Raw genomic sequence first — 23,740 nt, forward strand, 5'->3', positions numbered from 1 at the left:
GTCGGTCTCCCGCGCACGGCGCGTTGATCGTTAGTTGAGTTTTTCGGCGAGCGCCATGAGCGCCATTCTATACCCGGTGACGCCGAAGCCGCAAATGACACCGAAGGCGACGGCCGACACGTAGGAATGGTGCCGGAAGGCTTCGCGCTGGTGGATATTGCTCAGATGCACCTCGGCAACGGGCAGACCCACGGCCTTGAGCGCATCGTGGATGGCGACCGAGGTGTGGGAATAGGCGGCCGGGTTGATGAGAATCGCGTCGGCGCTGGTGCGGGCCTCCTGGATCCAGGTGACCAGTTCGCCTTCGTGATTGGACTGGCGGAAGTCGATGTCCAGGCCCTGTTCGGCGCCGGTCTGCTGGCACATCTTTTCGACATCGTTGAGCGTATGCGCGCCATAGATGTCCGGCTCGCGGGTGCCGAGCAGGTTGAGGTTCGGGCCGTTGAGGACGAGAACGCGCTTTGCCATTATTTTTGCCTTGTGCACCGGGTCTTCGACCTCAGGCAAGCGCGGTTACACGAATTGCACCGAAAAGGCAAAGCAGTGGGCGAATTTTCACCGGTCAGCCATCGCACTGGGTCTGGCCGCAGGCGCGCATATTGGCGATGCGCCCCCGCAGCTCGTCAATGCCGATGGCGCCGGGGATGATCTCGTTGCCGATGATATAGGTGGGGGTGCCGGTAATGTTGAGCGCCTTGGCGATCTCGTAGGAGCTCTGGATGGTCTCGGCGACGGCCGCCGAACCCATGCCGAGCTCGAGATTGACTTGGCTCAGGCCCAGATCGGTGGCGGCAGCAAGGGCTACGTCCTTGTCGACCTTGCCGCGGCTGCTGAACAGCGCCTCGTGGAAGGCCCAGTAATCAACATCGGAATCGCCCACCAGCACGGCGACGCGGGCGGCGTCGATGGATTCGTTGGAAAGAATGGGGAATTCCTTGAAGATGACGCGCAGGTTGGGATCTTCGGCCAGCAGGGCGGCCATGTCGGGCAGGGCGGCGCGGCAATAGCCGCAATTGTAGTCGAAGAACTCGACCAGCGTGACGTCGCCGTCCGGATTGCCGACCACGATCTGCCGCGGATCGTTGAAGATGGCGTCCTGCATGGAGGCGATGGCGGCGGTGGACTGCGCCCGCTCTTCCTCGCGCAACGTGGAATCAAGCGCCACTGACATGCGCTGGAGAATCTTGGGATCGCTCATCAGAAAGGATTCGATGAGCGGGTTGATGGTTTCGGGCGCGATGGTCGCCACATCCCGGGCCGGGGCAGCGGCCGGCGCGGCGGCGATGCGCTGGGCGTCATAGGCGGTAATGGCCTCGTCGATCAGGGCCTGCACGGCCACCGTGTCGGTTTGCGCGGCGGGCTTGACCAGGGTGGCATAGCCCAGGGCGCCGGCGAGAATGCCCGCAAGGGCGACGAGAACGACGGTGACGCGTGACATGGAAAAAGTGGACTCCGGTCCTGAGCAAGGCCTGCCTTCTAGCAGAGGCGCCAGCAGATTAGCAGGGGGCAGTAAACACGACGGGCATATCACCATCAATTGTTGTTGAGAGGAGGGGCGCTACAGGTTAGGGCGGGAGGGCACCCCAACAAACGCGAGTGACCATGACCGATCGTCCCGCCGATGGCCTGATGCCCTTCCAGGCCATGGAAATCCTCAAGCGCGCCAAGGTTCTCGAGGCGAGCGGCCGCAGCATCTGCCATCTCGAGCTGGGCGAGCCCGGGGCGCCGCCGGCGCCGCGGGTGATTGAGGCGGTGCGGCAGGCCCTGCCCAATGCCCAGGGCTATACCAATGCCAAGGGGCTGGACGGGCTGCGCGACGGGCTGGTGGGCTATTACCAGGACCAGCACGGGGTGCGCGTGGATGCCGATGCCATTATCTGCACCATGGGGTCGTCGGCGGGCTTCATCCTGGCCTTTCACGCCGCGTTCCGGCTCGGGGCGCGCATCGCCATTACGCGGCCGGGCTATCCCGCCTATGTCAACACGCTGCGCGGCCTGGGCTTCGGCGTGGTGGAAATCCCGGTCAGCATGAGCAATGGCTGGCAGCTGACCGGCGCCGACATTGCCGCCGCTCATGCCCGCGAGCCATTCGAGGGACTGCTCTTCGCTAGTCCCGCCAATCCCACGGGCGCAGCTGTCGACCGGGCGGGCCTGGCCGACATCGTGGCCACCTGCGCGCGGCTGGGCGTGACGCTGATCTCGGACGAAATCTATCATGGCCTCGACTATCGCGGCCCGTCGATCAGCGCGCTGGAGCTGACAAAGGACGCCATCGTCATCAACAGCTTCTCGAAATATTACTGCATGACCGGCTGGCGCATCGGCTGGATGGTGCTGCCTCAGTCTCTGGTGCGGCGGGCGGAAATCCTGCAGCAGAACCTCTTCATCTCGGCGCCGACCCTGAGCCAGATTGCCGCCACCGTGGCGCTGGGCGAGCGTGACTATGCCGAGGAGCAGAAGGCGGGATACGCAACCAGCCGGTTACGGCTCGATGCGGGGCTGCGGGAACTGGGCTTTGATGTCGGCAGCCCGTCGGACGGGGCCTTCTATGCCTATGTCGGGATTTCCAGGTTTTCCAACGACGCGGTGGCTTTCTGCAGCCGTATGCTGGAGGAGGCGGGGGTGGCGATGACGCCAGGCGTCGATTTCGACCGGGTGAACGGGCAGGGCTATGTGCGGCTCTCCTATGCCGGCAGCGCCGACACCATCACCCAGGCGCTCGAGCGGATGAGCGATTTGTTGCGTTAGCAGGGGGTTAGCGGCGTTCTTTGCATGCAGCCGCCGGCCTAAACATTGCTTCACTGCTGCATGGTATGATCTGCCCAGAGTAAGGGGAGGTCCGACCATGCCCACACATCCGCCTGATCCCGCCATACTGGCCCATTGCGTGGCGCTGGTCGTGGCCAGTAACCAGCCCGATACCGAGGCGCTGATGCGGCTCGCCGAAAAACTGCGCTTTGGCGATATCGTGGCCTGGTCGCCGGCACTCGGACACGCGCCCTTCGCGCACCGCCTGGTCTTCTTCCTGGTGCATTTCGATTTCGGCGACGCCGACCGCGTGGCGCTGCTGAAAAACCTGCGTCATTCCGGCTCGGTCAGCCTGTGCTACGCGCCGGTCGTCATGTTTCTGCGCGAGGCGACGGAGGAGCAGGTGCGGGCCTGCGTAGAAATGGGCTTTGACGAGGTGATCAATGTGCCGGCCGAGGGCAAGGGCATGGCGACGCGGCTGGCCGGCCAGATAGGGCGCGAGCATCTCTATATCGAGACCCGCAACTATCTCGGGCCGGATCGGCACCGGCTGGACCATCGCCGGGCCTCGCCGGCGCCGCGCCAGGCCGCGGAACCCCATGCCAGGCTGTTCATCCGCCGCACGGTGGAGGAGGGCGTCCACATCGTGCGCCGCGAGGGGGTGTCCAAGGGGCACTGAGGGAACAAAGAAGGCGGCCCGAGGGCCGCCTTCTGATTGTTTAGCCGAGGCCCAGGCGACGCTGCCACCAACCGGCCTTCTTCTTGCCCGTGGGCTCCTCGGTCGGCTCTTCCTCGGCCTTGGGGGCGCTGGAGGAGACCACGACGCCTTCGGCAGGCAGGTCCTTCTTGACGCGGCGCGACTTGGGCGCCTCGACGTCGACCTCCGCCTCGGCGGCAGCGGCCGGAACCGCTACGGCAGGGGCAGGCTCGACGGCAGGGGCAGCTTCGGCGACGCTGGCAGCCGGTGCGGCAGCTTCAGCTTCAGCCTTGGGCTTGCGGGCCCGTGGCTTGCGCTTGGGCTTGTCGTCAGCAGCGGCCTCGGCCGGAACAACCTCCTCCGCTTCGGCTGCTTCGGCGGCAATTGACGCAACCGCGACCGCCGCTATTTCGGCAGGCGATGTCGCGGCGCCGGCGGCCGGCTTGCGGCGACGGGTGCGCTTGGGCTTGTCGGACGCGGCTTCCTCGGCAGGGGCCTCGGCCAATTCGTCCTGCACCAGCAGGGCATCGGCGACGGCGTCGACCGTTGCGGGGGTCAGTGCGCCGGCCGCTGCGTCGGCGGAAGGCTCGCTGCCCTCTTCGCCGTCGCGACGGTTGCGGCGGCCACCGCGGCGACCGCGACGGCGACGCCGGCGGGGTTCGCCATCGGCGCCATCAGCCTCGGCGCGGGCGCCATTTTCGTCACCGTCTTCGGCATCGCCCTCAAGGTCGGCATCGGCATCGATAGCAGTGGCCTCGGCCTCGTCAGCCGGTGCCTGCGCCGCGCGCTGCTGCGGTGGCCGCTGGCCACCCTCGTCGCCCCGTTCGGCACCACCGCGACGGCGGCGACGACGACGACGCGTGCGACCGTCGCCATCGGCGGCTTCGCCATTGGGTGCAGCCTTTTCCTCGGCCTCTTCGTCTTCGATCTCGGCTTCGTCCTCGATCTCGTCATCGGCATCATCGTCGATGGTGGCGCTGTCGACGCGGACATGCTCGACGGCGCGCTGTTCGACATAGGTGGTGACGCGGACTTCACCCTTCTCGATGGCGAACTGGTGTCCGGTCATCTTGCCATCGGCGGTGATGGTGATCGAGAGCGCGTTGCGGATCTCCAGCGCCGTCAGCGTCTCGCGCTTGAAGTTGAGGATGTAGAGGGCGACCTCGACGGGCACCCGCACATTGATCGACTGGCCGTGGCGGCGCAGCACGTGATCCTCGATATTGCGCATGATCATCAGCGCCAGCGACTCAACGGAGCGCACGAGGCCGGTGCCATCGCACATCGGGCATTTGTGGGTGGAGCTTTCCACCACACCGAAACGGATGCGCTGGCGGCTCATTTCCATCAGGCCAAAATGGCTGATGCGGCCGACCTGGATGCGGGCGCGGTCGTCCTTGAGGCAATCCTTGAGCTTGCGCTCGACGGCCCGGTTGGAGCGGTTTTCCATCATGTCGATGAAATCGATGACGATCAGGCCGGCCAGGTCGCGCAGGCGCAGCTGGCGGGCCACTTCATCGGCGGCTTCCAGATTGGTCTGGAGCGCGGTGTCCTCGATATTGTGCTCCTTGGTGGAGCGGCCCGAGTTCACGTCGATCGAGACCAGGGCCTCGGTCGGGTTGATGACGATATAGCCGCCCGAGGGCAGGGTCACCGTGGGGGAGAACATGGAGTCGAGCTGGGCTTCGATGCCGTACTTCGAGAAGAGCGGCTGATCATCCTTGTAGAGCTGCACGTTCTTGGCGTGGCTCGGCATGATCATGCGCATGAAGTCCTTGGCCTCGGCGAAGGCAGCGTCGCCAGCCACGAAAACCTCGTCGATCTCCTTGTTGTAGAGATCGCGGATGGTCCGCTTGATCAGCGAGCCTTCCTCATAGACCAGGCATGGTGCCTGGCTCTTGAGCGTGAGCGAACGCACGCTCTCCCACAGGCGCATCAGATACTCGAAGTCGCGCTTGACCTCGGCCTTGGTGCGCGAGGCACCGGCCGTGCGCAGGATGACGCCCATGCCCTGAGGCACTTCGAGATCGGAGGTGATCTCCTTGAGGCGCTTGCGGTCGGCTGCGTTGGTAATCTTGCGAGAGATGCCGCCGCCACGGGCGGTATTGGGCATCAGCACGGAATAGCGGCCGGCCAGCGAGAGATAAGTCGTCAGCGCCGCGCCCTTGTTGCCGCGCTCTTCCTTGACCACCTGCACCAGCATGACCTGGCGGCGCTTGATGACTTCCTGGATCTTGTAGTGCTTGCGCGACTGGCTCTGTCGGCGCCGCTCGGGCACTTCCTCGAGCGCATCGGCGCCACCGATCGATTCGACAGGCTCGGAATTGGCCGGGGCCTGCTCGATGTGGCTATCGTCGTCACTGTCCTGGGGATCGGCGTCGGCGTCGACATCGCTCACGCCTTCGGGCAGCGAGACATTATCCTCGGCGTCCTCGGCATGCTCTTCTTCTTCGTCGCGCAGCAGCGCTTCGCGATCGGCAACCGGGATCTGGTAGTAGTCGGGGTGAATTTCGCTGAAGGCGAGGAAGCCGTGGCGGTTGCCGCCATATTCAACGAAAGCAGCCTGCAGGGACGGCTCAACGCGCGTCACCTTGGCGAGGTAGATATTGCCCCGCAACTGCTGGCGCTGGGCGGACTCGAAATCGAATTCCTCGATCCTGTTACCCGCGGTGACGACAATCCGTGTTTCTTCCGGGTGGATGGCATCCACCAGCATTCTCTTGGTAGCCATAATGAACTCCGCGCCTTCGCGCGCCGACAAGAGGGCGCCGGAGAACCGGTATCCTTCTGGTAGCGCAGTGCGAGGCGAATGGTTTGGGGGTGGGTGCGCGCAGAAGCTCTGCCTTGAGCGCGCCGATGTAATTGGTCATGGCCGAAAGTTGCAGCGTGGCAAAGCGGCAATCGTCTTGTTCGATCGCGTCGCGTGTTGTCCGCCTGCGGGCCATCTGACCTCTTCCTATTGGGCTACGGGCATCCGAGGATTGGCCAGCAGCCGTCCGGCCCGAATGGGACCGAAATTCGTAAAAAGCGCAAGAAATGCCGCTTCTGAACCAGAGCAGGGAGGTCTCTTCGATCCCATTTCCGGTCGCTTTCCGTGCCGCCGTAAAGAGCCTGAGGCTGCAAAAACCGGCGTCGGGAAAGCTTGCGCTTCGCCTTAAGCGTGTAGGGATGTCGCGGCCAATTGGCAACAGGAAACTCCAAGGCCCTGCGGTCACCACAAATTTGGGGGCGTTTGCGGGCCCATGTTGGCCGGATCGGCAAATCATCGCATAAGAGCCGGCAGTGCCGCAGAATCGCCCGACCGGGATGCGATGGGCGGCGCCTCAAGATGCAGGGGCCGGTCAGCACGTGTTCAAAGCCATTCACACTTTCCTGTTACCGCTGCTGGTCTGCCTGTCCCTGCTTTCGGGAGGGAGCGCGGCGCAGGAAACGGCCGCCGCCGCGGCAGCGATGGCGGGACTGCCCAATGTCATGGGCGTGCGGGTGACCGCGACGCCGGACCGGGCCAGACTGGTCATCGACCTGGCCGACAAGACCGAGTTCGCACTGGTATCGCTGAGCGGACCGGACCGGCTGGCCATCGATGTGCGCGCCGCGACCTTTACGGTGCCCGAGCCGGTGGTCGAGGTTACCGAGGCGGGCGTGATCTCCCAATATGCGGTGGAGCAGGCGGGACCGGACCGGGTGCGCACCATCCTGACCCTGTCGTCGCCGGCCCAGGTGCAGCAGGCCTATGTGCTGGCCCCGTTCGAGGACCAGCCGGCGCGGCTCATCGTCGACATCATCGCCGCCACGCCCGCGGAATTTGCCGCCAATGTGGCCAAGGACGCCGTGGCGTCGGCCACGCCGGCGCCAGTGGTGGACAGCTCGACCCCGGCCGGCGGCTCCGAACTGCCCATCGCCACACGGCCCCTGGTGGTGATCGATCCGGGTCATGGCGGCATCGATAGCGGCGCAGAGGCGCCCGGCGGCATCAAGGAAAAGGACATCGTGCTGGCCTTCGCGCTCAAGCTGCAGCAATTGTTGGTGGAAGCCGGGCGCTTCGACGTGGCGCTGACGCGCGAGGACGACACCTATCTGCGGCTGGAAGAGCGGGTGGCGCTGGCCCGGGCCAACAAGGCCGACATCTTCATCTCGATCCATGCCGACAGCTTCCAGCAGCCCGAGATCCGCGGCGCCAGCGTCTATACGCGCGACGAGAATGCCACCGACGTGCTCGACAAGGTCCTGGCGGACAAGGAGAACCGCACCGACGTCATTGCCGGCTTTGCCATGCCGCAAATGGCGCCCGAAGTGGTCGACATCCTGCTCGACCTGATGCGGCGCGAGATGCGGCACCAGTCCTACAGCCTGGCGCAATCCATCGTGCATCAGCTCGAGGCCAGCGTCGAACTGCGGCGCTTCCCGGTGCGGCAGGCGGATTTCTTCGTGCTGCAGGCGCCCGACGTGCCCTCCGTCCTGGTGGAGCTGGGCTTTCTGTCCAATACCGACGACATGGCCAATCTGCTGCAGGGCGAGTGGCAGGGCCGGACCGCCGAGGCGCTGGCGCGCGGCATATCGAGCTACTTTGACGGCATGGCGGCAGCGGAGTGATGTGACAAATCGGTCACGAGCGGTGCCAAGCGGTCGGAACGGGCGGCGGCTTCGGGCTTGTGATCCACTTTGGGCTGCGTCTCTGCTATGATTCTGCCAAAGACAGGGATGCGCCGCCGGCAGCATCGCATGGACCATCAGGTGTGCCCGATCTGTTCGGGCATGTCGCGGAGAGATTGACTAGATGCTGCGCTTGATCGGCTGGTTGTTCGGCCTTGGGATATTTCTGGCCTTTCTGGCTCTGGGCGCAGGCGCCATCTATCTGACCAACGTGTCGGCGGAACTGCCCGACTATACGGTGCTCAAGGATTACCAGCCGCCGGTAACGACGCGCGTGCATGCCGCCGATGGCACGCTGCTGGCCGAGTTCGCGCGCGAACGGCGGCTGTTCCAGCCGATCGAAACCGTGCCGCCGCTGGTGATCAATGCTTTCCTGTCGGCTGAGGACAAGGACTTCTATAATCATGGCGGCATCGCCATTGACGGCGTGTTCCGCGCGGTGCGCGACAATGTGATGGCGCGGCTGGACGGCAACAATGCCATCCAGGGCGGCGGCTCCTCGATCACCCAGCAGGTGGCCAAGAACTTCCTGCTCACCGCCGACCAGACCTGGGATCGCAAGATCCAGGAAGCGCTGCTGGCCGTGCGCATTGAATCGACCTTTTCCAAGGACCGCATCCTCGAGCTCTATCTCAACGAGATCTTTCTCGGGCTGAACTCCTATGGCGTCGCGGCGGCAGCGCTGAACTACTTCGACAAGGCCCTCTACCAGTTGACGCTGAGCGAGGCGGCCTATATCGCCGCGCTGCCCAAGGGACCGAACAATTACCATCCCTTCCGGCGCCCCCAAGCGGCCATCGAGCGGCGCAACTGGGTGATCGACCGCATTGTCGAGAATGGCTATGCCACGCCCGAAGAGGGGGCGCTGGCCAAGGGCGAGCCGCTCAACGTCAGCCCGCGTGCGGGCGGCAGCCAGCTCTATTCGGCCGAATATTTTACCGAGGAGGTCCGGCGCGACCTGGCCAAGCTTTATGGCGAGGACCAGCTCTATGGCGGTGGTCTGTCGGTGCGCACTACGCTGGAGCCTCAGCTGCAGACCTATGCACGGCAGGCGCTGATGGACGGGCTGATCGCCTATGATCAGAGCCGTGGCTTTCGCGAGCCCGTCGCCAGCATCGCGCTGGGGTCCGACTGGGGTGCCGATGTCAGCAAAATCGTGCCGCTCAGCGACGTGCCCGAATGGCAGCTGGCGGTGGTGCTGGAACTGGGCGACAACCTCGCCCGAATCGGCCTCCGACCGGACGGCATTGCCGATGGCGGAACCTCCGACGAGCGCCTCGAGGGTACGCTGGCCGGGGCCGATATCAAGTGGGTTTCCAAGCGGGTAGAGAGCTTTCTCAAGGTTGGTGACGTGGTCTATGTCTCGCCGGTGGCGGGCAAGACGGGCTTTTATACGCTGCAGCAGATACCCGAGATCGAGGGCGCGCTGGTGGCAATGGACCCGCGTACCGGCCGCGTGCTGGCCATGGTGGGCGGCTTCTCCTATGCGCTGAGCGAATTCAACCGCGCCACCCAGGCCCTGCGGCAGCCGGGGTCTTCGTTCAAGCCGATCGTCTATGCGGCGGCGCTGGACAATGGCTATACGCCGGCCTCGGTGGTGCTCGATGCCCCGGTGGAAATCCGAAACAGCGACGGCTCGATCTGGCGGCCGGAAAACTATGCGCAGGAATTCTATGGCCCGCAGACGCTGCGGCGCGGCATCGAGCGCAGCCGCAACGTGATGACCGTGCGGCTGGCGCGCGACATCGGCATGCCGCTGGTGGCCGAATATGCCAAGATGTTCGGCGTCTATGACAGCATGCAGCCAGTGCTGGCCATGGCGCTGGGCGCGGGCGAAACCACTGACATGCGGATGACCGCAGCCTATTCCACCATTGCCAATGGCGGGCGCAAGATCGTGCCGACGCTGATCGACCGGGTGCAGGATCGCTATGGCGTCACCGTCTACAAGCATGACCAGCGCCTGTGCCAGGACTGCCGGGCCGATGCATGGCGCGGGCAGGGCGAGCCGCTCATCGTGGACAATCGCGAACAGGTGCTCGACCCGATGACGGCCTACCAGATCACCTCGATGATGGAAGGCGTGGTGCAGCGCGGCACCGGCACCGCCGCCAAGGTGCTCGGCCGACCGGTGGCCGGCAAGACGGGCACCACCAATGACTACAAGGACGCCTGGTTTGTCGGCTTCACGCCCGAGCTGGCGGTGGGTGTCTATGTCGGCTACGACCAGCCGCGCTCGATGGGCAGCTCGGTCACCGGCGGCAGCTTTGCCACACCGATCTTCACCGAATTCATGGCCAAGGCGCTGGAAGGCAAGCCGGCCACGCCGTTCAACGTGCCGGCGGGCATGAGCACGGCATGGATCAATCCCAATTCGGGTGTCGCCGCCTTTGACGGCCAGGCTGCGGTCGAGGAATCCTTCAAGCCGGGCACCGGGCCCAACCTGATGACCTCGGTAATCGGGCTGGACGCCAATACGCTGGACGCGATCCAGCGTCAGCAGCAGATGCAGCAGGAATATCAGGGCGGCATCACCCGGCCGAGCGGCAATGGCCAATATCTCGATCCCAATCTGGGGCGCGGCGGGCTGTTCTAGATGGCCGGTTTCGTACTCTATCCCGACCCGCTGCTGCAGCTGACGGCCGTATCGCGGCCGGTGGATGCGGCCATGCGGGAGGCCGGGACAGAGCTGAGCGCGGCAGCGGCAAGCGTCGAGGCTTACGGCCTGGCTGCGGCCCATATCGGCCGGGTCGAGCCAGTGGTGGTGGTCAGCCTGGCCGCGCCCGGCATGGCGCGGGACTATCGCCTGCTGTTCAATCCCGTGGTGCTGGCGATGTCCAGCGAAAGGGCTTTCGGGCCGGAGGGCTCGGTGTCGATGCCCCACATCGAAGTGCCGATCGAGCGGGCCCTGTGGGTCGAGATCGGGTTTGATACCGATGCGGGCGCGCCGCAGACACTGCGGCTCGAGGACTTTGCCGCGCGGGTGGCCCAGCACGAGATCGACCAGGTGAACGGAATATTTTTCCTCAACCGGCTGTCGCGGCTCAAGCGCGATACGGCGATCCGAAAATTCCACAAGAGTGCACGCTAGGTTGATCGGGACGGGCGGGTCGGTTACACGGGGCGCCGCGAATAAAGGGAATTGAACATGCGCACGGAAATCGAAAAGACCGTTGCCGGAATCGAGCAGGTTTTGACCTTGCTGAGGAGGCATCTTTGACTGGGATACTGCAGAACTCCGCCTCGACGCGCTGACGGCGCAAACCGAATCCCCCGATTTCTGGAATGATCCGGAAAAGGCCCGCACCACCATGCGCGAGCGCGACGAGCTCGACGTGGCGGTCAAGTCCGTGCGCGAGCTGGAAGCGGGCATTCGCGACAATGTCGAGCTGATCGAGATGGGCGAGGCCGAAGGCGACGCCGAGATCGTCAAGGATGCCGAGGATGCGCTGCTCGAGCTGCGGCAGGTGGCCAAGCGCCGCCAGATCGAGACGCTGCTCTCGGGCGAAGTCGATGCCAACGATGCCTATGTGGAAATCCACTCCGGCGCCGGCGGCACTGAAAGCCAGGACTGGGCCAACATGCTGTTGCGCATGTACACCCGCTGGGCCGAACGCCGGAAGATGAAGGTCGAAGTGCTCGAAATGCACGACGGCGAAGAGGCCGGTATCAAGTCGGCTACCATCAAGGTGTCCGGCCACAATGCCTATGGCTGGCTCAAGACCGAGAGCGGCGTGCATCGCTTGGTCCGCATCAGCCCCTATGATTCGGCGGCGCGCCGGCACACCAGCTTTTCCAGCGTCTGGGTCTATCCGGTGGTCGACGACTCCATCGATATCGATATCCGCGAAGCCGACCTCAAGGTCGACACCTATCGCGCCTCGGGCGCCGGTGGCCAGCACGTCAACACCACCGATTCTGCGATCCGCATCACCCATATCCCCTCGGGGATCATCGTCGCCTGCCAGCAGGAGCGCAGCCAGCACAAGAACCGGGCCACGGCGATGGCGATGCTGAAGTCGCGGCTATACGAGGCCGAACTGCAGAAGCGCGAAGAAGAAGCCAATGCCCAGGCGGCCAGCAAGACCGATATCGGCTGGGGTCACCAGATTCGCTCTTACGTGCTGCAGCCCTACCAGATGGTCAAGGACCTGCGCACCAGCGTGGAAAGCGGCCAGCCGGCTCTGGTGCTGGATGGCGACCTGGATGCGTTCATGGAAGCGGCATTGGCGCAGCGCGTGGGCGTGGCAACCGACGTGACCAGCGACTAGAACATCCGCGCCGTTCCGCGCTGCATCGAAGCGTGGAACGGCCCATTGTTCTGCCCACCCCTGGAAGTCCTACCCCAGCAGTGCGCGCAGCCGCGTGCCCGCGTCGAGGAATGCCTTGGGGTTGATGGCGCTGTCGCCCTTGCGCACTTCAAAATGCAGATGCGGGCCGGTGGAGCGGCCGGTGGAGCCCACCTTGGCGATGGGCGTGCCGGTATGCACGCGCTGGCCCTCATGGCTGAGAAAGGCCGAAAGATGGCCATAGCGGGTGACCAGGCCATCGTCATGGGTGACCTCGACCATCTTGCCATAGCCTGAACTGGTGCCCACAAAGGTGACTGTGCCATCGCCGGCGCTGAGCACCGCCGTGCCGGTGGCGGCGGCAAAGTCGAGCCCGGCGTGAAAGGCACGGCTGCCGGTAAAGGGATCGGTGCGGTTGCCAAAGCCGGAACTGCGGCGGAAATTGCCGCTGATGGGCATGTGTACCGGGGCGCCGTCAATGCTGTCGCGCGCCGCCTTGTAGCGCAGCAGTGCGTCCATGACGGCATTGGCATCATCGACCATCGGGGACGTGTCGCCGCCTTCAAGGGCGGGCAACAGCGGGCCGCCGATGCCATCCTCGGCGTCCGGCATTTCCACGGCAATGCCCAGATCGGCCAGTTCGCCGACTATGCTGTCGGTGCGGGCGATGGCGGTGGCGGCGATCGAGGTCATGGCGAACTGCGTTTCATCCATCATCCGGGTCACGGCGGCAGCGGTGTCGCCGATGTCGGGATTGCCCGTGCTGCCGGCAGTCGAGGCTGCGGCCAGCGGTGCAACGCGCTCGGCGGATTGGGAAAGGGTGGCGGCCTCGATGCCGAGTTGATCGGCCTTGTCGACCAGCGAGCGCACCAGCTGGTGCTGCTCGAGCAGCACTTCCTGCTGCTGGGATAGTTCCTGCAGCTGCAGGTTGATGTCGCCGGCCTGGGCATAGCTGCGCGATTGCAGCCGATCGACCTCGACGCGCAGTTGGGCGATCCGATCCTCATAGGCCTCGACGACCTGTTCGGTCTGGCCGTTGAGCAGGCGGGCAATGTCGGGCGACAGCAGGAAGGCTGTGCCCAGCAGGCCGTTGCCGGCCAGCAGCAGAGTGAACATGGCGTAGAAGAGCGCTGGGTGAATGCCATGCCGCGCCGGTTTGCCCAATGGGGCCATGGCCTTGTCGGTCCGGCCGAAACTGGCTTGGTTACGCACGCGACTACCCCGTTACCCCACAAATATGGTGAGCCGATTATGACTGGGCGTGGTTAACAAAGCCTATTTCGGCGCGGCTTTGCCGAGATGATCCTGCAGTGCCTGCAGCACTTTTTGGGCATGGCCGGCAATGCGGGTGGCCGGGATGATGGCGGCGATGGTGCCGTCGGCGGCGATGATGAAACTGGTGCGGATCAGGCCCATGAAATCGCGGCCATAGAGCTTTTTGGGCTGCCAGAGATCATAGGCGTTGATGGCCAGGTGATCGGGATCGGCGGCGAGGGGCACTTCCAGGCCATGCTTGCGGCGAAATTTCTCGTGCTTGGCAAGGCTGTCGGGCGAGATGCCGACAAGGCTGGCGCCCAGCGCAGCGAATTGCGGCGCGAGTTCGGAGAATTCGCGGTTCTCGGTGGTGCAGCCGGCCGTGTCATCGGCCGGATAGAAGAACAGTACGACAGGGCGGCCGCGCTGGGCGACCAGCACGAAATTTGTGCCATCATCGAGGGGCAGGGCGATGTCGGGCGCTGCATCGCCGGGCTGTAACTTGGTCATGGATTTCCATATCGGGACTGGGGGAAAAAGTGGGTGTCAGTGCCCTATTCCAGCCGGTATCATCGGGCATTAGAGCGCATCTGCGCCTGATTCCTTTGGGCGCCGGACGATATCGGCAGAGCTTCGTTCTGGATGCAAGTGAGCGCGTCAATCGTACCACGAGACACTCCGATCACTGCGCCAGCGCCGCGTCAGCGCCACCCCGCGCGTCATTCCGCCAAGATCGCCGTCTGGATGCTGGGCATTCCGGCCCTGCTGGTGGTGCTGCTTTACATCGTTCTGCTGATCACCCCGATCCGCCTGCCCATGGGCAGCGAGGCGGCGCAGGCCATTGCTCGCTCGGCGCTGCCGCCCACCAGCGCGTTGACGCTGGGACCGATGGCGCTGACGCTGGAGAACGGCGTCTGGCCGGTCATCCAGTTCGCGCCCGTGCTGCTCACCGACAGCAAGAGCGGCGCCAAGGTGGCGATCGACGCACTGGAAGTGGGGTTTTCCCCGGTGCGGGCGCTGTTCGGCCAGCCGGGCGCCACGGTGACCATCGTCAAGCCGCATATCCAGATCGTGCAGGACCTGTTCGGGCCGCGGCTGAGCGATTTCGAGCTGGTCGAGGATCCCCAGGGCGGGGCGGCCACCGTGCGGGTGCTGGAGGGTGAGGACGCGTTTCCTGCTGTTGATATCGGAGCCCAGGGCATTGATCTCGGCAGCTCGGCCGCGCCGGTGCGCATGCGCTCGGACAATGATTGGCTGATCTATAATCTGGAAGCCAGCGAACAGAGCATTGCCGACCTGGTCGAGCATGCGGCGCAGGGGCGGTTTTCGCGCCTCCGCATCCGCGGCGGCATCGTCGGCATGAACGACGTGGTCTATGGCCTCTATCGTCGCTTCGACAACATCAATCTCGATATCAGTCCCTCGGCCGATCTGCGCGACACGCACGGCACCTTCACCGCAACGCTGGGCGGTCGTACCCTGGCGGGAAGCCTGTCGCGCACGCTGGACGACGACGGCAATGCGCATATCGAGGCCGATGTCGCCAATATCGACTTTGCCGCCTTCCTGCCCTTCATCGATGATGCCAGCAGCATGGCCGCGCTGCGCGGGGCCGGGGCGCTGTCGATCGACGTCAATTTCGCCGGGGCGGACGGCAAGCTCAAGGACGGGCGTTTCAAGGTCGACCTGACCGGGCTCGATCTGCGCCTCAAGGATGCCTATTTCCCGATTGCCAGCTCGATCATGGACATCAACTGGACGCCCAGTACCGGCCAGTTTGCGTTACAGGAATCGGCGCTGCAGATCGGCAAGAGTAGCGCACGCCTGTCCGGGGTGTTCGCCATGGGGCTGGACCCGGTTTATGGGCCGACGCTGGGCATCGTGTTCAATGCGAAAGACGTGGTGGTGCAACCCGAGGACATGGCGGCGCCAGCGGTGCCGTTTGACAGCATGGAGTTTTCCGGCTGGTCGGCGCCGCTCTATGGCGCGCTGGGAATTGACCGGCTGGTGGTGCAAAAGGGTGATGCCAGGGTTGAAACGGCCGGGCGGGTGGACATGCTGCAGGCGGGGCTGGGGCTGGACCTGACCCTGGCCGGCCAGGGCATCAGCGCCGATGACATGAAACGGCTGTGGCCCTACCTGATGGCGCCCGAAGCCCGGGATTGGGTCGTGGCCAACCTCACCGAAGGCACCATTACCCAGGCGCGCATGCAGTTCAAGTTCCCAGTGGGATCGCTGGCCGACGAGGGCGCGCGCAAGCCGGTGCCTGACGGCGCCATCCAGATCGACCTGGTGGGGACCGGTGTGGCGGTCAAGCCGTCCGCCAGCATGGCGGCGATTGCCGTCGGCGGGGAGACGCGGCTGCAGATCGACGATACGGCGGTGACCATTTCGGCCGGGGGCGGGCGGCTAGCCACGGCGGCCGGCACCATCGTGGTGAGCAATCCGGCCGTGGTCATCGACAGCACCGACCCGGCCGACCGCATCATGGAAGTATCCGGCGATATCAGCGGCCCGATCCCGGCTTTGCTCGACCTGGTGAGGACGCAGCAGCCAACACTGCTGGCCGACAATGCGCTACCCATCGACGTGACGGCGCTGACCGGGGTGGTCGATACCGGCCTGGTGGCGACCATTCACCTGCCCGATGAGGATAGCGGTAGGGCGATCCGCTTTGACTATGTGCTCAACGGCACGGTGGCCGACTTTGCCAGCACCAAGCCGATCGAGGAGCGCCGCATCGGCAATGGTCAGCTGGCCTTCAGTGCCTCCCAGGATGGCTATCAGCTGGGCGGCACGGCCGAGATCGATGGCATTCCCGCCCAGGTGGAGATTGCCGGTACGCCCACGACCGATCCGGCCTTCCGCCTGTCCTCGACCGTGAATGTGGCCGAACTGGCCAAGATGGGGTTCGATGCCTCGGCCTTTCTGTCGGGCAGTGTGCGCTTCGTGGCCCAGCCCATGGCGGGTGGCGCGCTCAAGGTGGCGGTGGACCTGCAGGACGCGGCGCTCAATATCCAGGATCTAGGGATCAGCAAGGCGGCGGGCACGGCCGGCATGGTCAGCGCCACGCTGCAGCAGGAGGGCGAGCTGTCGCAACTGAGCGATATCGATCTGGCCTTCGGTACGGTGCGGGCGCAGGGCTCCATCGCCTATCACGCCAAGGATGGACTGGTTTCGGCCAGCTTCAGCCAGCTGGCGCTGAGCGATGGCGACAGCGCGCAGCTCGATCTCAAGCCGATCGATGGCGGCTATAGCGTGCAGGTGCGCGGGGGGCAGTTCGATCTCAAGCCGATGCTAAAGCGCTTTTTCAGCCTCAACGAGGGTACGGGCGGGGTCAAGACCAGCCAGGCCACGCAGACGCTGGCGCTCGACGTCAAGCTCGAGCGCGCGCTGGGCTTTTACGCCACCACGGCCTTCAACCTCGATCTGGCACTGGGCCTGCGCGGCGGCGAGGTGCGCGACGCCAGTGTTGCCGGGCAGTTCAGCGACGGCAATGCCCTGTCGGTGACGACCAATCCGGCGCCGGACGGCCGCACCATGTCGGTGGCCTTCAACGATGCCGGCACCATCCTGCGCTTTCTCGGGGTCTATTCGCAGCTGGCGGGCGGCTCGGGTAATCTGGTGCTGACCACGGACCGGGAGCGCGACGTCGAAACCGGGCAACTGGTGATGCGCGACTTTGCCATTGTCGACGAGGCCAATGTTGCCCAGGTGCTGGGCAATCACTCGGATTCGAGGACGGCGATTGCCCAACAGAACCGGCTCGATTTCAACGTGGCCGAGGTGGATTTCCTGCGCCGCTCCGACCGGGTCGAGGTCACCAATGGCCTGGTCACCGGCGCCACGGTGGGCGGCACGATGCGCGGGTTCATCTATACCACCAGCCGGCAATATGACCTGACGGGCACCTATGTGCCGCTGTTCGGTATCAACAGCGTGTTCCAGAAGATCCCGCTGCTCGGGCCGCTGCTGGGCGGAAGGGACGGCGAGGGGCTGCTGGGCGTAACCTTTGCCGTGCAAGGGTCCCTGGACAGACCGGAATTCAAGATCAACCCGCTTTCGGTGCTGGCGCCGGGCGTGTTCCGCGAACTGTTCGAGTTCCGCGCCAAGGAACTGCCGCCGGCGCAGTGACGAAAAAGGCGCCGGTTTCCCGGCGCCTCGAAGACTATGCAGTGGTGCGGTTCAGACGATCAGACCGGCTTGAGCAGAGCGTGGCGCTTCTTGCCGACCGAAAGCTTGATGACGCCTTCGTCGAGCAGGGCATTGTCGCCTAAGGCCAGCTTGTCATCGTCGATCACCGCATCATTGACGCGCACCGCGCCCGACTGGATGTGGCGCCGTGCCTCGCCATTGGACCCGGCGAGTCCGGCTGTGACCAGGGCCGCCAGGATGCCGATGCCATTGGCCAGTTCGGCATGGGTGACGGTGGTGGTGGGCAGCGACAGGTCGATGGCGCCGGTTTCGAAGGTGGCGCGCGCGGTTTCAGCCGCTTCCTGGGCGGCTTCAAGGCCACGGATCATGCCGGTGACTTCGGTGGCCAGGCGCTTCTTGGCCTCGTTGATGTCGCCGCCCACGATACGGGCGATCTCCTCGAGCGGCAGGGTTGTGTAGAGCTTGAGGAAGCGCTCGACATCGGCGTCCTCGGTATTGCGCCAGTATTGCCAGAAGTCATAGGCCGAGAGCAGGTCGGCATTGAGCCAGATGGCGCCATTGAGCGACTTGCCCATCTTGGCGCCCGAGGCGGTGGTCAGTAGCGGGCTGGTCAGGGCATAGAGCTGGGGCGTGCCGAGGCGATGGCCCAGGTCGATGCCATTGACGATATTGCCCCACTGGTCCGAACCGCCCATCTGCAGCCGCACGCCATAGCGCCGGTTGAGTTCGACGAAGTCATAGGCCTGCAGGATCATGTAGTTGAATTCGAGAAAACTCAGCGACTGCTCGCGATCGAGCCGCTGCTTGACCGAGTCGAAGCTGAGCATGCGGTTGATCGAGAAGTGCTGGCCAACGTCGCGCAGGAATTCGAGGTAGTTGAGCGGCATCAGCCATTCGGCATTGTTGAGCATCAGCGCGTCTTTGGGGCCGCTGCCAAAGCTGAGGTAGTTGGAAAATACCTGCTTGATGCCGTCGATATTGGCCTGGATGGTGTCGGTGGTCATCAGCTTGCGCGCCTCGTCCTTGAAGGACGGGTCGCCGACCATGCCGGTGCCGCCGCCCATCAAGGCCACGGCGCGGTGGCCGGTCTTTTCCAGCCAGTGCAGCATCATGATCTGGATCAGGCTGCCGACATGGAGCGAGGAGGCGGTGGGGTCAAAGCCGATATAGGCAGTGACGGTCTCGGTGGAAAAGAGGTTGTCCAGCCCCGCGTCATCGGAGGTCTGGTGGATGAAGCCGCGCTCGGCGAGCGTGCGGAGAAAGTCAGATTTGAACTGGGTCATGGGATGCGATCCGGGTAACGCTGATGGTCTGGGGAGTGCCGCTCAGCGACAGCTCCCCGGGGTTCGGATGATCGCAATAGTGCGCTCGAAGTTCAGCGCCCGCCGCCGTCGGCGATCTCCTGACGGCGACGGTCGAGATATTCGGCACAGGCGGTGGTCAGCTCGTCGATCTTGCCCTCGAAGAAGTGGTTGGCGCCCTCGACGATCTGTTGCTCGATGGTGATGCCCTTCTGGGTCTTGAGCTTGTCGACCAGCTTCTGCACCGAGGCGGGTGGGGCCACGCGGTCCTTGTCGCCATGAATGATCAGGCCCGAAGACGGGCAGGGGGCCAGGAACGAGAAGTCATAGAGATTTTCCGGCGGCGCCACGGAAATGAAGCCTTCGACCTCGGGGCGGCGCATCAGCAACTGCATGCCGATCCAGGCGCCGAAGGAGAAGCCGGCAATCCAGCAGCCGCGCGATTCGCGGTTGATGGTCTGCAGCCAGTCGAGCGCCGAGGCCGCATCGGAGAGCTCGCCAATGCCGTGATCGAACAGGCCCTGCGAACGACCCACACCACGCGAGTTGAACCGCAACACGGCAAAACCGCGCTCCACGAACATGTAGAACAGGTTGTAGATGATCTGATTGTTCATCGTCCCGCCGAACTGTGGGTGGGGATGAAGCAGGATGGCGATGGGAGCATTGGGCTCCTTGCCGGGTTGATAGCGGCCTTCCAGACGACCCTCAGGTCCGTTGAAAATCACTTCTGGCATGGTCTTACTTCTTCCGGCCGTTGGGCTCTGTTCGTGTGCGGCTGCGATGTCCGGGTAGCGGCCAGCGGCTTGACTATGCCAGCCCGGCTCCCTAAAACATGGGTCGCAAAATCTAGTTTAGAATTGTTCGAAACTCGGTTTTTTGGCCTAGTACGGCCTGCAAGTGCGCCCCTTGTAATGAAGTTGGGCGGCAAATTTCAAGAAGTGTTTGAAAGCAGGGGCGCCAAGCGCCCTGGCACAGGCATGGAAGGTATGACCGGCGCGCAGGCGCCCAACGGGATTCCGATGACCAGACCGGCGATCTATCTTGATCATAATGCCGCGTCCCCGCTTCTTCCCGAAGCGCGGTCGGCGCTGCTGGCTGCGCTCGATCTGGTGGGCAATCCATCCTCGGTGCATGGCCATGGCCGTGCCCTGCGCCATCTGATCGACACCGCTCGCGGGCAGGTTGCCGCGCTGGCGGGCGCCGAGCGCAAGCAGGTGGTCTTTACCGGGTCAGCGACCGAGGCGATTACCCAGGCCATTGTCGGCGGCGCCAAATGCTTTGGTGCCAGCGCGATTGTCATCAGTGCCGGCGAGCATGCCGCCGTCGGCAAGGCGGCCGAGGCGACCGGACTGAAGGTGATCACCCTTAGCCTGCGGCCCGATGGCTGCATTGATCTGGATCAACTGGCGCAGGTGTTGGCCCAGGCCGAGGGAAACCTGCTGGTGGCGCTGCACTGGGTCAACAACGAGACCGGCGTGATCCAGCCGATGGCGCGGATCAACGCGCTGGTGGGCCCGACGCGTCACACGCTGTTTATCGATGCAGTGCAGGCGCTGGGCAAGCTGCCCCTCGATTTTGCCGCCTCGGCACCCGATATGATGGCTATTAGCGGCCACAAGATCGGCGCGCCCGCCGGTGTCGGCGCCTTGCTGGTCAAGGCCCATGCCGATCTGGTCCGGCTCATTCCCGGCGGCGGGCAGGAGCAGGGCCGGCGTGGCGGCACCGAAGCGGCAGCCTTGATTGCCGGCTTTGGCGCGGCGGCGGCGGCTTTTGCCGCGCACTATGCGGCGGCCGACGTGGCCGCGCTGACGGGGCGGCTCGAGGCGGCTCTGCCCACAGAGGCCGTCATTTTCGGCGGGGCGCGTCTGGGCAATGTGATCAACTTTGCCCTGCCGGGCGTAAAAAGCGCGACGGCTATGATGGCGCTGGACCTGATGGGCCTGTCGGTCTCGTCGGGCTCGGCCTGCTCGTCGGGCAAGGTTGGCCCCAGCCATGTGCTGGCGGCGATGGGCGTAGCGCCGGAACTGGCCGAGTGCGCTTTGCGCGTCAGCCTGGGCTGGACGTCCACGGCAGCGGACGTAGATGCGTTTGTTGCCGGTTACCAATCGATCCTGGAGCGCCAGCGGGCGCGGCAGGGGCAGGCGGCCTAGGCCGCAAGAGTTTTAGACGGTTCGCGGCGACCTTGAATCGCCGAGGAGCAATTAGGAGAAGCCGACATGGCGGACTACGACCATATCCCGACGCTCAAGGAAAACATTGATCGCGCTACCGTGGATTCGGTGCTGTCGCTTGACGTGGACAAGTACAAATACGGCTTCGAGACCGATATCGAATCCGACATGGCCCCCAAGGGCCTGAGCGAAGACACGGTCCGCTTCATCTCCGCCAAGAAGAACGAGCCCGCCTGGATGCTGGAATGGCGCCTGGAGGCCTATAAGCGCTTCCTGACCCTTACCGAGCCGACCTGGGCCAAGGTGCACTATCCGCAGATCGACCTGCAGGACATGTACTATTATGCCGCGCCCAAATCGACGCCGGCGCCGACCAGCCTCGACGAGGTCGATCCGGCTTTGCTCGAGATGTATGAAAAGCTGGGCATTCCGCTCAAGGAGCGTGAGATTCTGGCGGGCGTCGAGCGCCCCAATGTGGCGGTCGATGCGGTGATGGATTCCGTTTCGGTGGTCACCACGTTCCGCGAAGAGCTGAGCAAGGTGGGCATCATCTTCTGCTCGATCTCGGAAGCCATCCGCGAATATCCTGAGCTAATCCAGAAATATCTCGCCTCCGTGGTGCCGGTGTCGGACAATTACTACGCCACGCTCAACAGCGCCGTCTTCACCGATGGCTCCTTCGTCTACATCCCCAAGGGCGTGCGCTGCCCGATGGAGCTGAGCACCTATTTCCGCATCAACGAGAAGAAGACCGGCCAGTTCGAGCGCACGCTGATCATTGCTGAGGCCGACAGCTATGTCAGCTATCTCGAAGGCTGCACCGCGCCGATGCGCGCCGAAAGCCAGCTGCATGCGGCCGTGGTCGAGCTGGTGGCGATGGACAATGCCGAGATCAAGTATTCCACCGTCCAGAACTGGTATCCGGGCGACAAGGAAGGCAAGGGTGGCATCTACAATTTCGTCACCAAGCGGGGCGACTGCCGTGGCGCCAATTCCAAGATCAGCTGGACCCAGGTGGAAACCGGTTCGGCCATTACCTGGAAATATCCCAGCTGCATCCTGCGTGGTGACGGGTCGCGCGGCGAGTTCTACTCAATCGCCATCTCGAACGGTTATCAGCAGGTCGATAGCGGCACCAAGATGATCCATCTGGGCAAGAACACGTCCAGCCGCATCATCTCCAAGGGCATTGCCGCCGGCTTTTCCGACAATACCTATCGCGGCCAGGTCTCGGCCCATGCCAAGGCGAAGAATGCGCGCAACTTCACGCAGTGCGACAGCCTTCTCATAGGCGATCGCTGCGGCGCCCATACGGTGCCCTATATCGAGAGCCGCAACAGCACGGCGGTGTTCGAGCATGAGGCGACCACGTCCAAGATCTCGGACGACCAGATGTTCTACTGCCAGCAGCGCGGCCTCAATGAAGAGGAAGCGGTGGCGCTGATCGTCAACGGTTTCGTCCGCGACGTGCTGCAGCACCTGCCGATGGAGTTCATGGTCGAGACGCAGAAGCTGATCGCCATCAGCCTCGAAGGCAGCGTCGGCTAGCCGGACAGCATGAGACTTCATGATGCGCCCGTCGCACCATGAAGTCGGGAACACAACCAGCCACGACCGCGTCCTTCGCCAAGCTCAGGATGAGGTCTACCGAAATCGTCAGCCGGTCGGCGCATTTGATGCGACACCGCGCTCTAGTTGGAGACTGACATGACCACCCCAATCCTTGAAATCCGCAACCTGCATGCCCGTATCGAAGATCGCGAGATCCTCAAGGGCGTCAACCTGATCATTCCGCCCGGCGAGATCCATGCCGTGATGGGCCGCAATGGCTCGGGCAAGTCGACGCTGAGCTATGTGCTGGCCGGCAAGGAAGACTACGAAATCACCGAGGGCGAAGTGCTGCTCGACGGGCAGAACCTGCTCGAGATGGATCCGTCAGAGCGCGCTTCGGCGGGCCTGTTCCTGGCCTTCCAGTACCCGATCGAAATCCCGGGCGTCGCTACCATGACTTTCCTCAAGGCGGCGATGAATGCCCAGCGCAAGGCGCGCGGCGAGGCCGAGATGACCACGCCGGACTTCATGCGCGCGGTCAAGACGGCCGGCACCGAGCTCAATATCGATACCGACATGCTCAAGCGTCCGCTCAATGTCGGCTTTTCGGGCGGCGAGAAGAAGCGCGCTGAAGTGCTGCAGATGGCGCTGCTGCAGCCCAAGATGTGCATTCTGGACGAGACCGATTCCGGCCTCGATATCGATGCGCTCCAGGTAGTGTCCAAGGGCGTCAACGGCCTGCGCGCGGCCAATCGCTCCATGCTGGTAATCACGCATTACCAGCGCCTGCTCAACCATATCGTGCCCGACGTGGTGCATGTGTTCAGCGATGGCCGGATCGTGGAAAGCGGCGACAAGGACCTGGCGCTGCAGCTTGAAGCCAAGGGCTATGCCGACTTCGACGGCGCGGCGGCCTGA

At 64.2% G+C, this 23,740-nt stretch carries 17 protein-coding genes; 10 read left to right on the forward strand and 7 right to left on the reverse strand.

Annotated features, from left to right (window positions below; all coding sequences use genetic code 11):
- Nucleotides 1-30 precede the first annotated feature (30 nt).
- Nucleotides 31-468 (reverse strand): type II 3-dehydroquinate dehydratase, encoded by a 438-nt coding sequence (gene aroQ / locus AC4NN3_RS02850; RefSeq protein ID WP_491925609.1) that lies wholly within the window; start codon nt 466-468, stop codon nt 31-33.
- Nucleotides 469-562: 94 nt separating this feature from the next.
- Nucleotides 563-1,438 (reverse strand): DsbA family protein, encoded by an 876-nt coding sequence (locus AC4NN3_RS02855; protein ID WP_491925610.1) that lies wholly within the window; start codon nt 1,436-1,438, stop codon nt 563-565.
- A 164-nt stretch (nt 1,439-1,602) separates the two neighbouring features.
- Between AC4NN3_RS02855 and AC4NN3_RS02860 the strand changes: the two genes are divergently transcribed.
- Complete coding sequence (locus AC4NN3_RS02860; protein WP_491925611.1) at nt 1,603-2,748, forward strand: pyridoxal phosphate-dependent aminotransferase; 1,146 nt, start codon at nt 1,603-1,605, stop codon at nt 2,746-2,748.
- Between the two features lie 97 nt (nt 2,749-2,845).
- The gene (locus tag AC4NN3_RS02865; protein WP_491925612.1) at nt 2,846-3,427 is read left to right on the forward strand and encodes a hypothetical protein; all 582 of its coding nucleotides are present in this window, start codon (nt 2,846-2,848) and stop codon (nt 3,425-3,427) included.
- Between the two features lie 40 nt (nt 3,428-3,467).
- Here AC4NN3_RS02865 and AC4NN3_RS02870 read toward each other — a convergent pair whose 3' ends face one another.
- Nucleotides 3,468-6,176: an Rne/Rng family ribonuclease gene (locus AC4NN3_RS02870; RefSeq protein ID WP_491925613.1), complete on the reverse strand. Its 2,709-nt coding sequence runs from the start codon at nt 6,174-6,176 to the stop codon at nt 3,468-3,470.
- A 617-nt stretch (nt 6,177-6,793) separates the two neighbouring features.
- Between AC4NN3_RS02870 and AC4NN3_RS02875 the strand changes: the two genes are divergently transcribed.
- From AC4NN3_RS02875 to prfB, 4 genes are all read left to right on the forward strand, one after another.
- Nucleotides 6,794-8,038 (forward strand): N-acetylmuramoyl-L-alanine amidase, encoded by a 1,245-nt coding sequence (locus tag AC4NN3_RS02875; RefSeq protein ID WP_491925614.1) that lies wholly within the window; start codon nt 6,794-6,796, stop codon nt 8,036-8,038.
- Nucleotides 8,039-8,222: 184 nt separating this feature from the next.
- Entirely contained in the window at nt 8,223-10,694 is a 2,472-nt protein-coding gene (locus tag AC4NN3_RS02880) for a penicillin-binding protein 1A (RefSeq protein WP_491925615.1), read from the forward strand.
- Complete coding sequence (locus tag AC4NN3_RS02885) at nt 10,695-11,189, forward strand: peptide deformylase (protein ID WP_491925616.1); 495 nt, start codon at nt 10,695-10,697, stop codon at nt 11,187-11,189.
- 57 nt (nt 11,190-11,246) lie between these two features.
- Nucleotides 11,247-12,369, forward strand: a protein-coding gene (prfB, locus tag AC4NN3_RS02890; protein ID WP_491925617.1) for a peptide chain release factor 2 whose coding sequence is annotated in 2 segments (ribosomal slippage) — nt 11,247-11,315 and nt 11,317-12,369 — 1,122 coding nt in all. Because the reading frame shifts where the segments join, the coding sequence is not laid out codon by codon here.
- Nucleotides 12,370-12,438: 69 nt separating this feature from the next.
- Here the strand turns inward: prfB and AC4NN3_RS02895 are convergent.
- Nucleotides 12,439-13,599, reverse strand: a complete 1,161-nt coding sequence (locus AC4NN3_RS02895; protein WP_491925618.1) for a M23 family metallopeptidase — start codon at nt 13,597-13,599, stop codon at nt 12,439-12,441.
- Between the two features lie 63 nt (nt 13,600-13,662).
- Nucleotides 13,663-14,151 carry a peroxiredoxin gene (locus tag AC4NN3_RS02900; protein ID WP_491925619.1) on the reverse strand — a complete coding sequence of 163 codons (489 nt, stop codon included), beginning with the start codon at nt 14,149-14,151 and terminating at the stop codon, nt 13,663-13,665.
- A gap of 234 nt (nt 14,152-14,385) precedes the next feature.
- Here AC4NN3_RS02900 and AC4NN3_RS02905 point away from each other — a divergent pair, with 234 nt between their 5' ends.
- On the forward strand, nt 14,386-17,775 hold the full coding sequence (locus AC4NN3_RS02905; RefSeq protein ID WP_491925620.1) for a hypothetical protein: 3,390 nt from the start codon (nt 14,386-14,388) through the stop codon (nt 17,773-17,775).
- A 59-nt stretch (nt 17,776-17,834) separates the two neighbouring features.
- Here the strand turns inward: AC4NN3_RS02905 and tyrS are convergent, their stop codons facing one another.
- Both tyrS and AC4NN3_RS02915 read right to left on the reverse strand, forming a co-directional pair.
- Entirely contained in the window at nt 17,835-19,079 is a 1,245-nt protein-coding gene (gene tyrS, locus AC4NN3_RS02910; protein WP_491925621.1) for a tyrosine--tRNA ligase, read from the reverse strand.
- 92 nt (nt 19,080-19,171) lie between these two features.
- The gene (locus AC4NN3_RS02915; RefSeq protein WP_491925622.1) at nt 19,172-19,834 is read right to left on the reverse strand and encodes an alpha/beta hydrolase; all 663 of its coding nucleotides are present in this window, start codon (nt 19,832-19,834) and stop codon (nt 19,172-19,174) included.
- 285 nt (nt 19,835-20,119) lie between these two features.
- Here AC4NN3_RS02915 and AC4NN3_RS02920 point away from each other — a divergent pair, with 285 nt between their 5' ends.
- The 3 genes from AC4NN3_RS02920 (at nt 20,120) to sufC (ending at nt 23,740) form a co-directional block, all read left to right on the forward strand.
- The gene (locus AC4NN3_RS02920; protein WP_491925623.1) at nt 20,120-21,250 is read left to right on the forward strand and encodes a cysteine desulfurase family protein; all 1,131 of its coding nucleotides are present in this window, start codon (nt 20,120-20,122) and stop codon (nt 21,248-21,250) included.
- 66 nt (nt 21,251-21,316) lie between these two features.
- Nucleotides 21,317-22,819, forward strand: a complete 1,503-nt coding sequence (sufB, locus tag AC4NN3_RS02925) for a Fe-S cluster assembly protein SufB (protein ID WP_193335733.1) — start codon at nt 21,317-21,319, stop codon at nt 22,817-22,819.
- A gap of 171 nt (nt 22,820-22,990) precedes the next feature.
- Complete coding sequence (sufC, locus tag AC4NN3_RS02930; protein ID WP_491926452.1) at nt 22,991-23,740, forward strand: Fe-S cluster assembly ATPase SufC; 750 nt, start codon at nt 22,991-22,993, stop codon at nt 23,738-23,740.

The sequence above is a fragment of the Devosia sp. MDV22-iso42 genome (assembly GCF_058629155.1).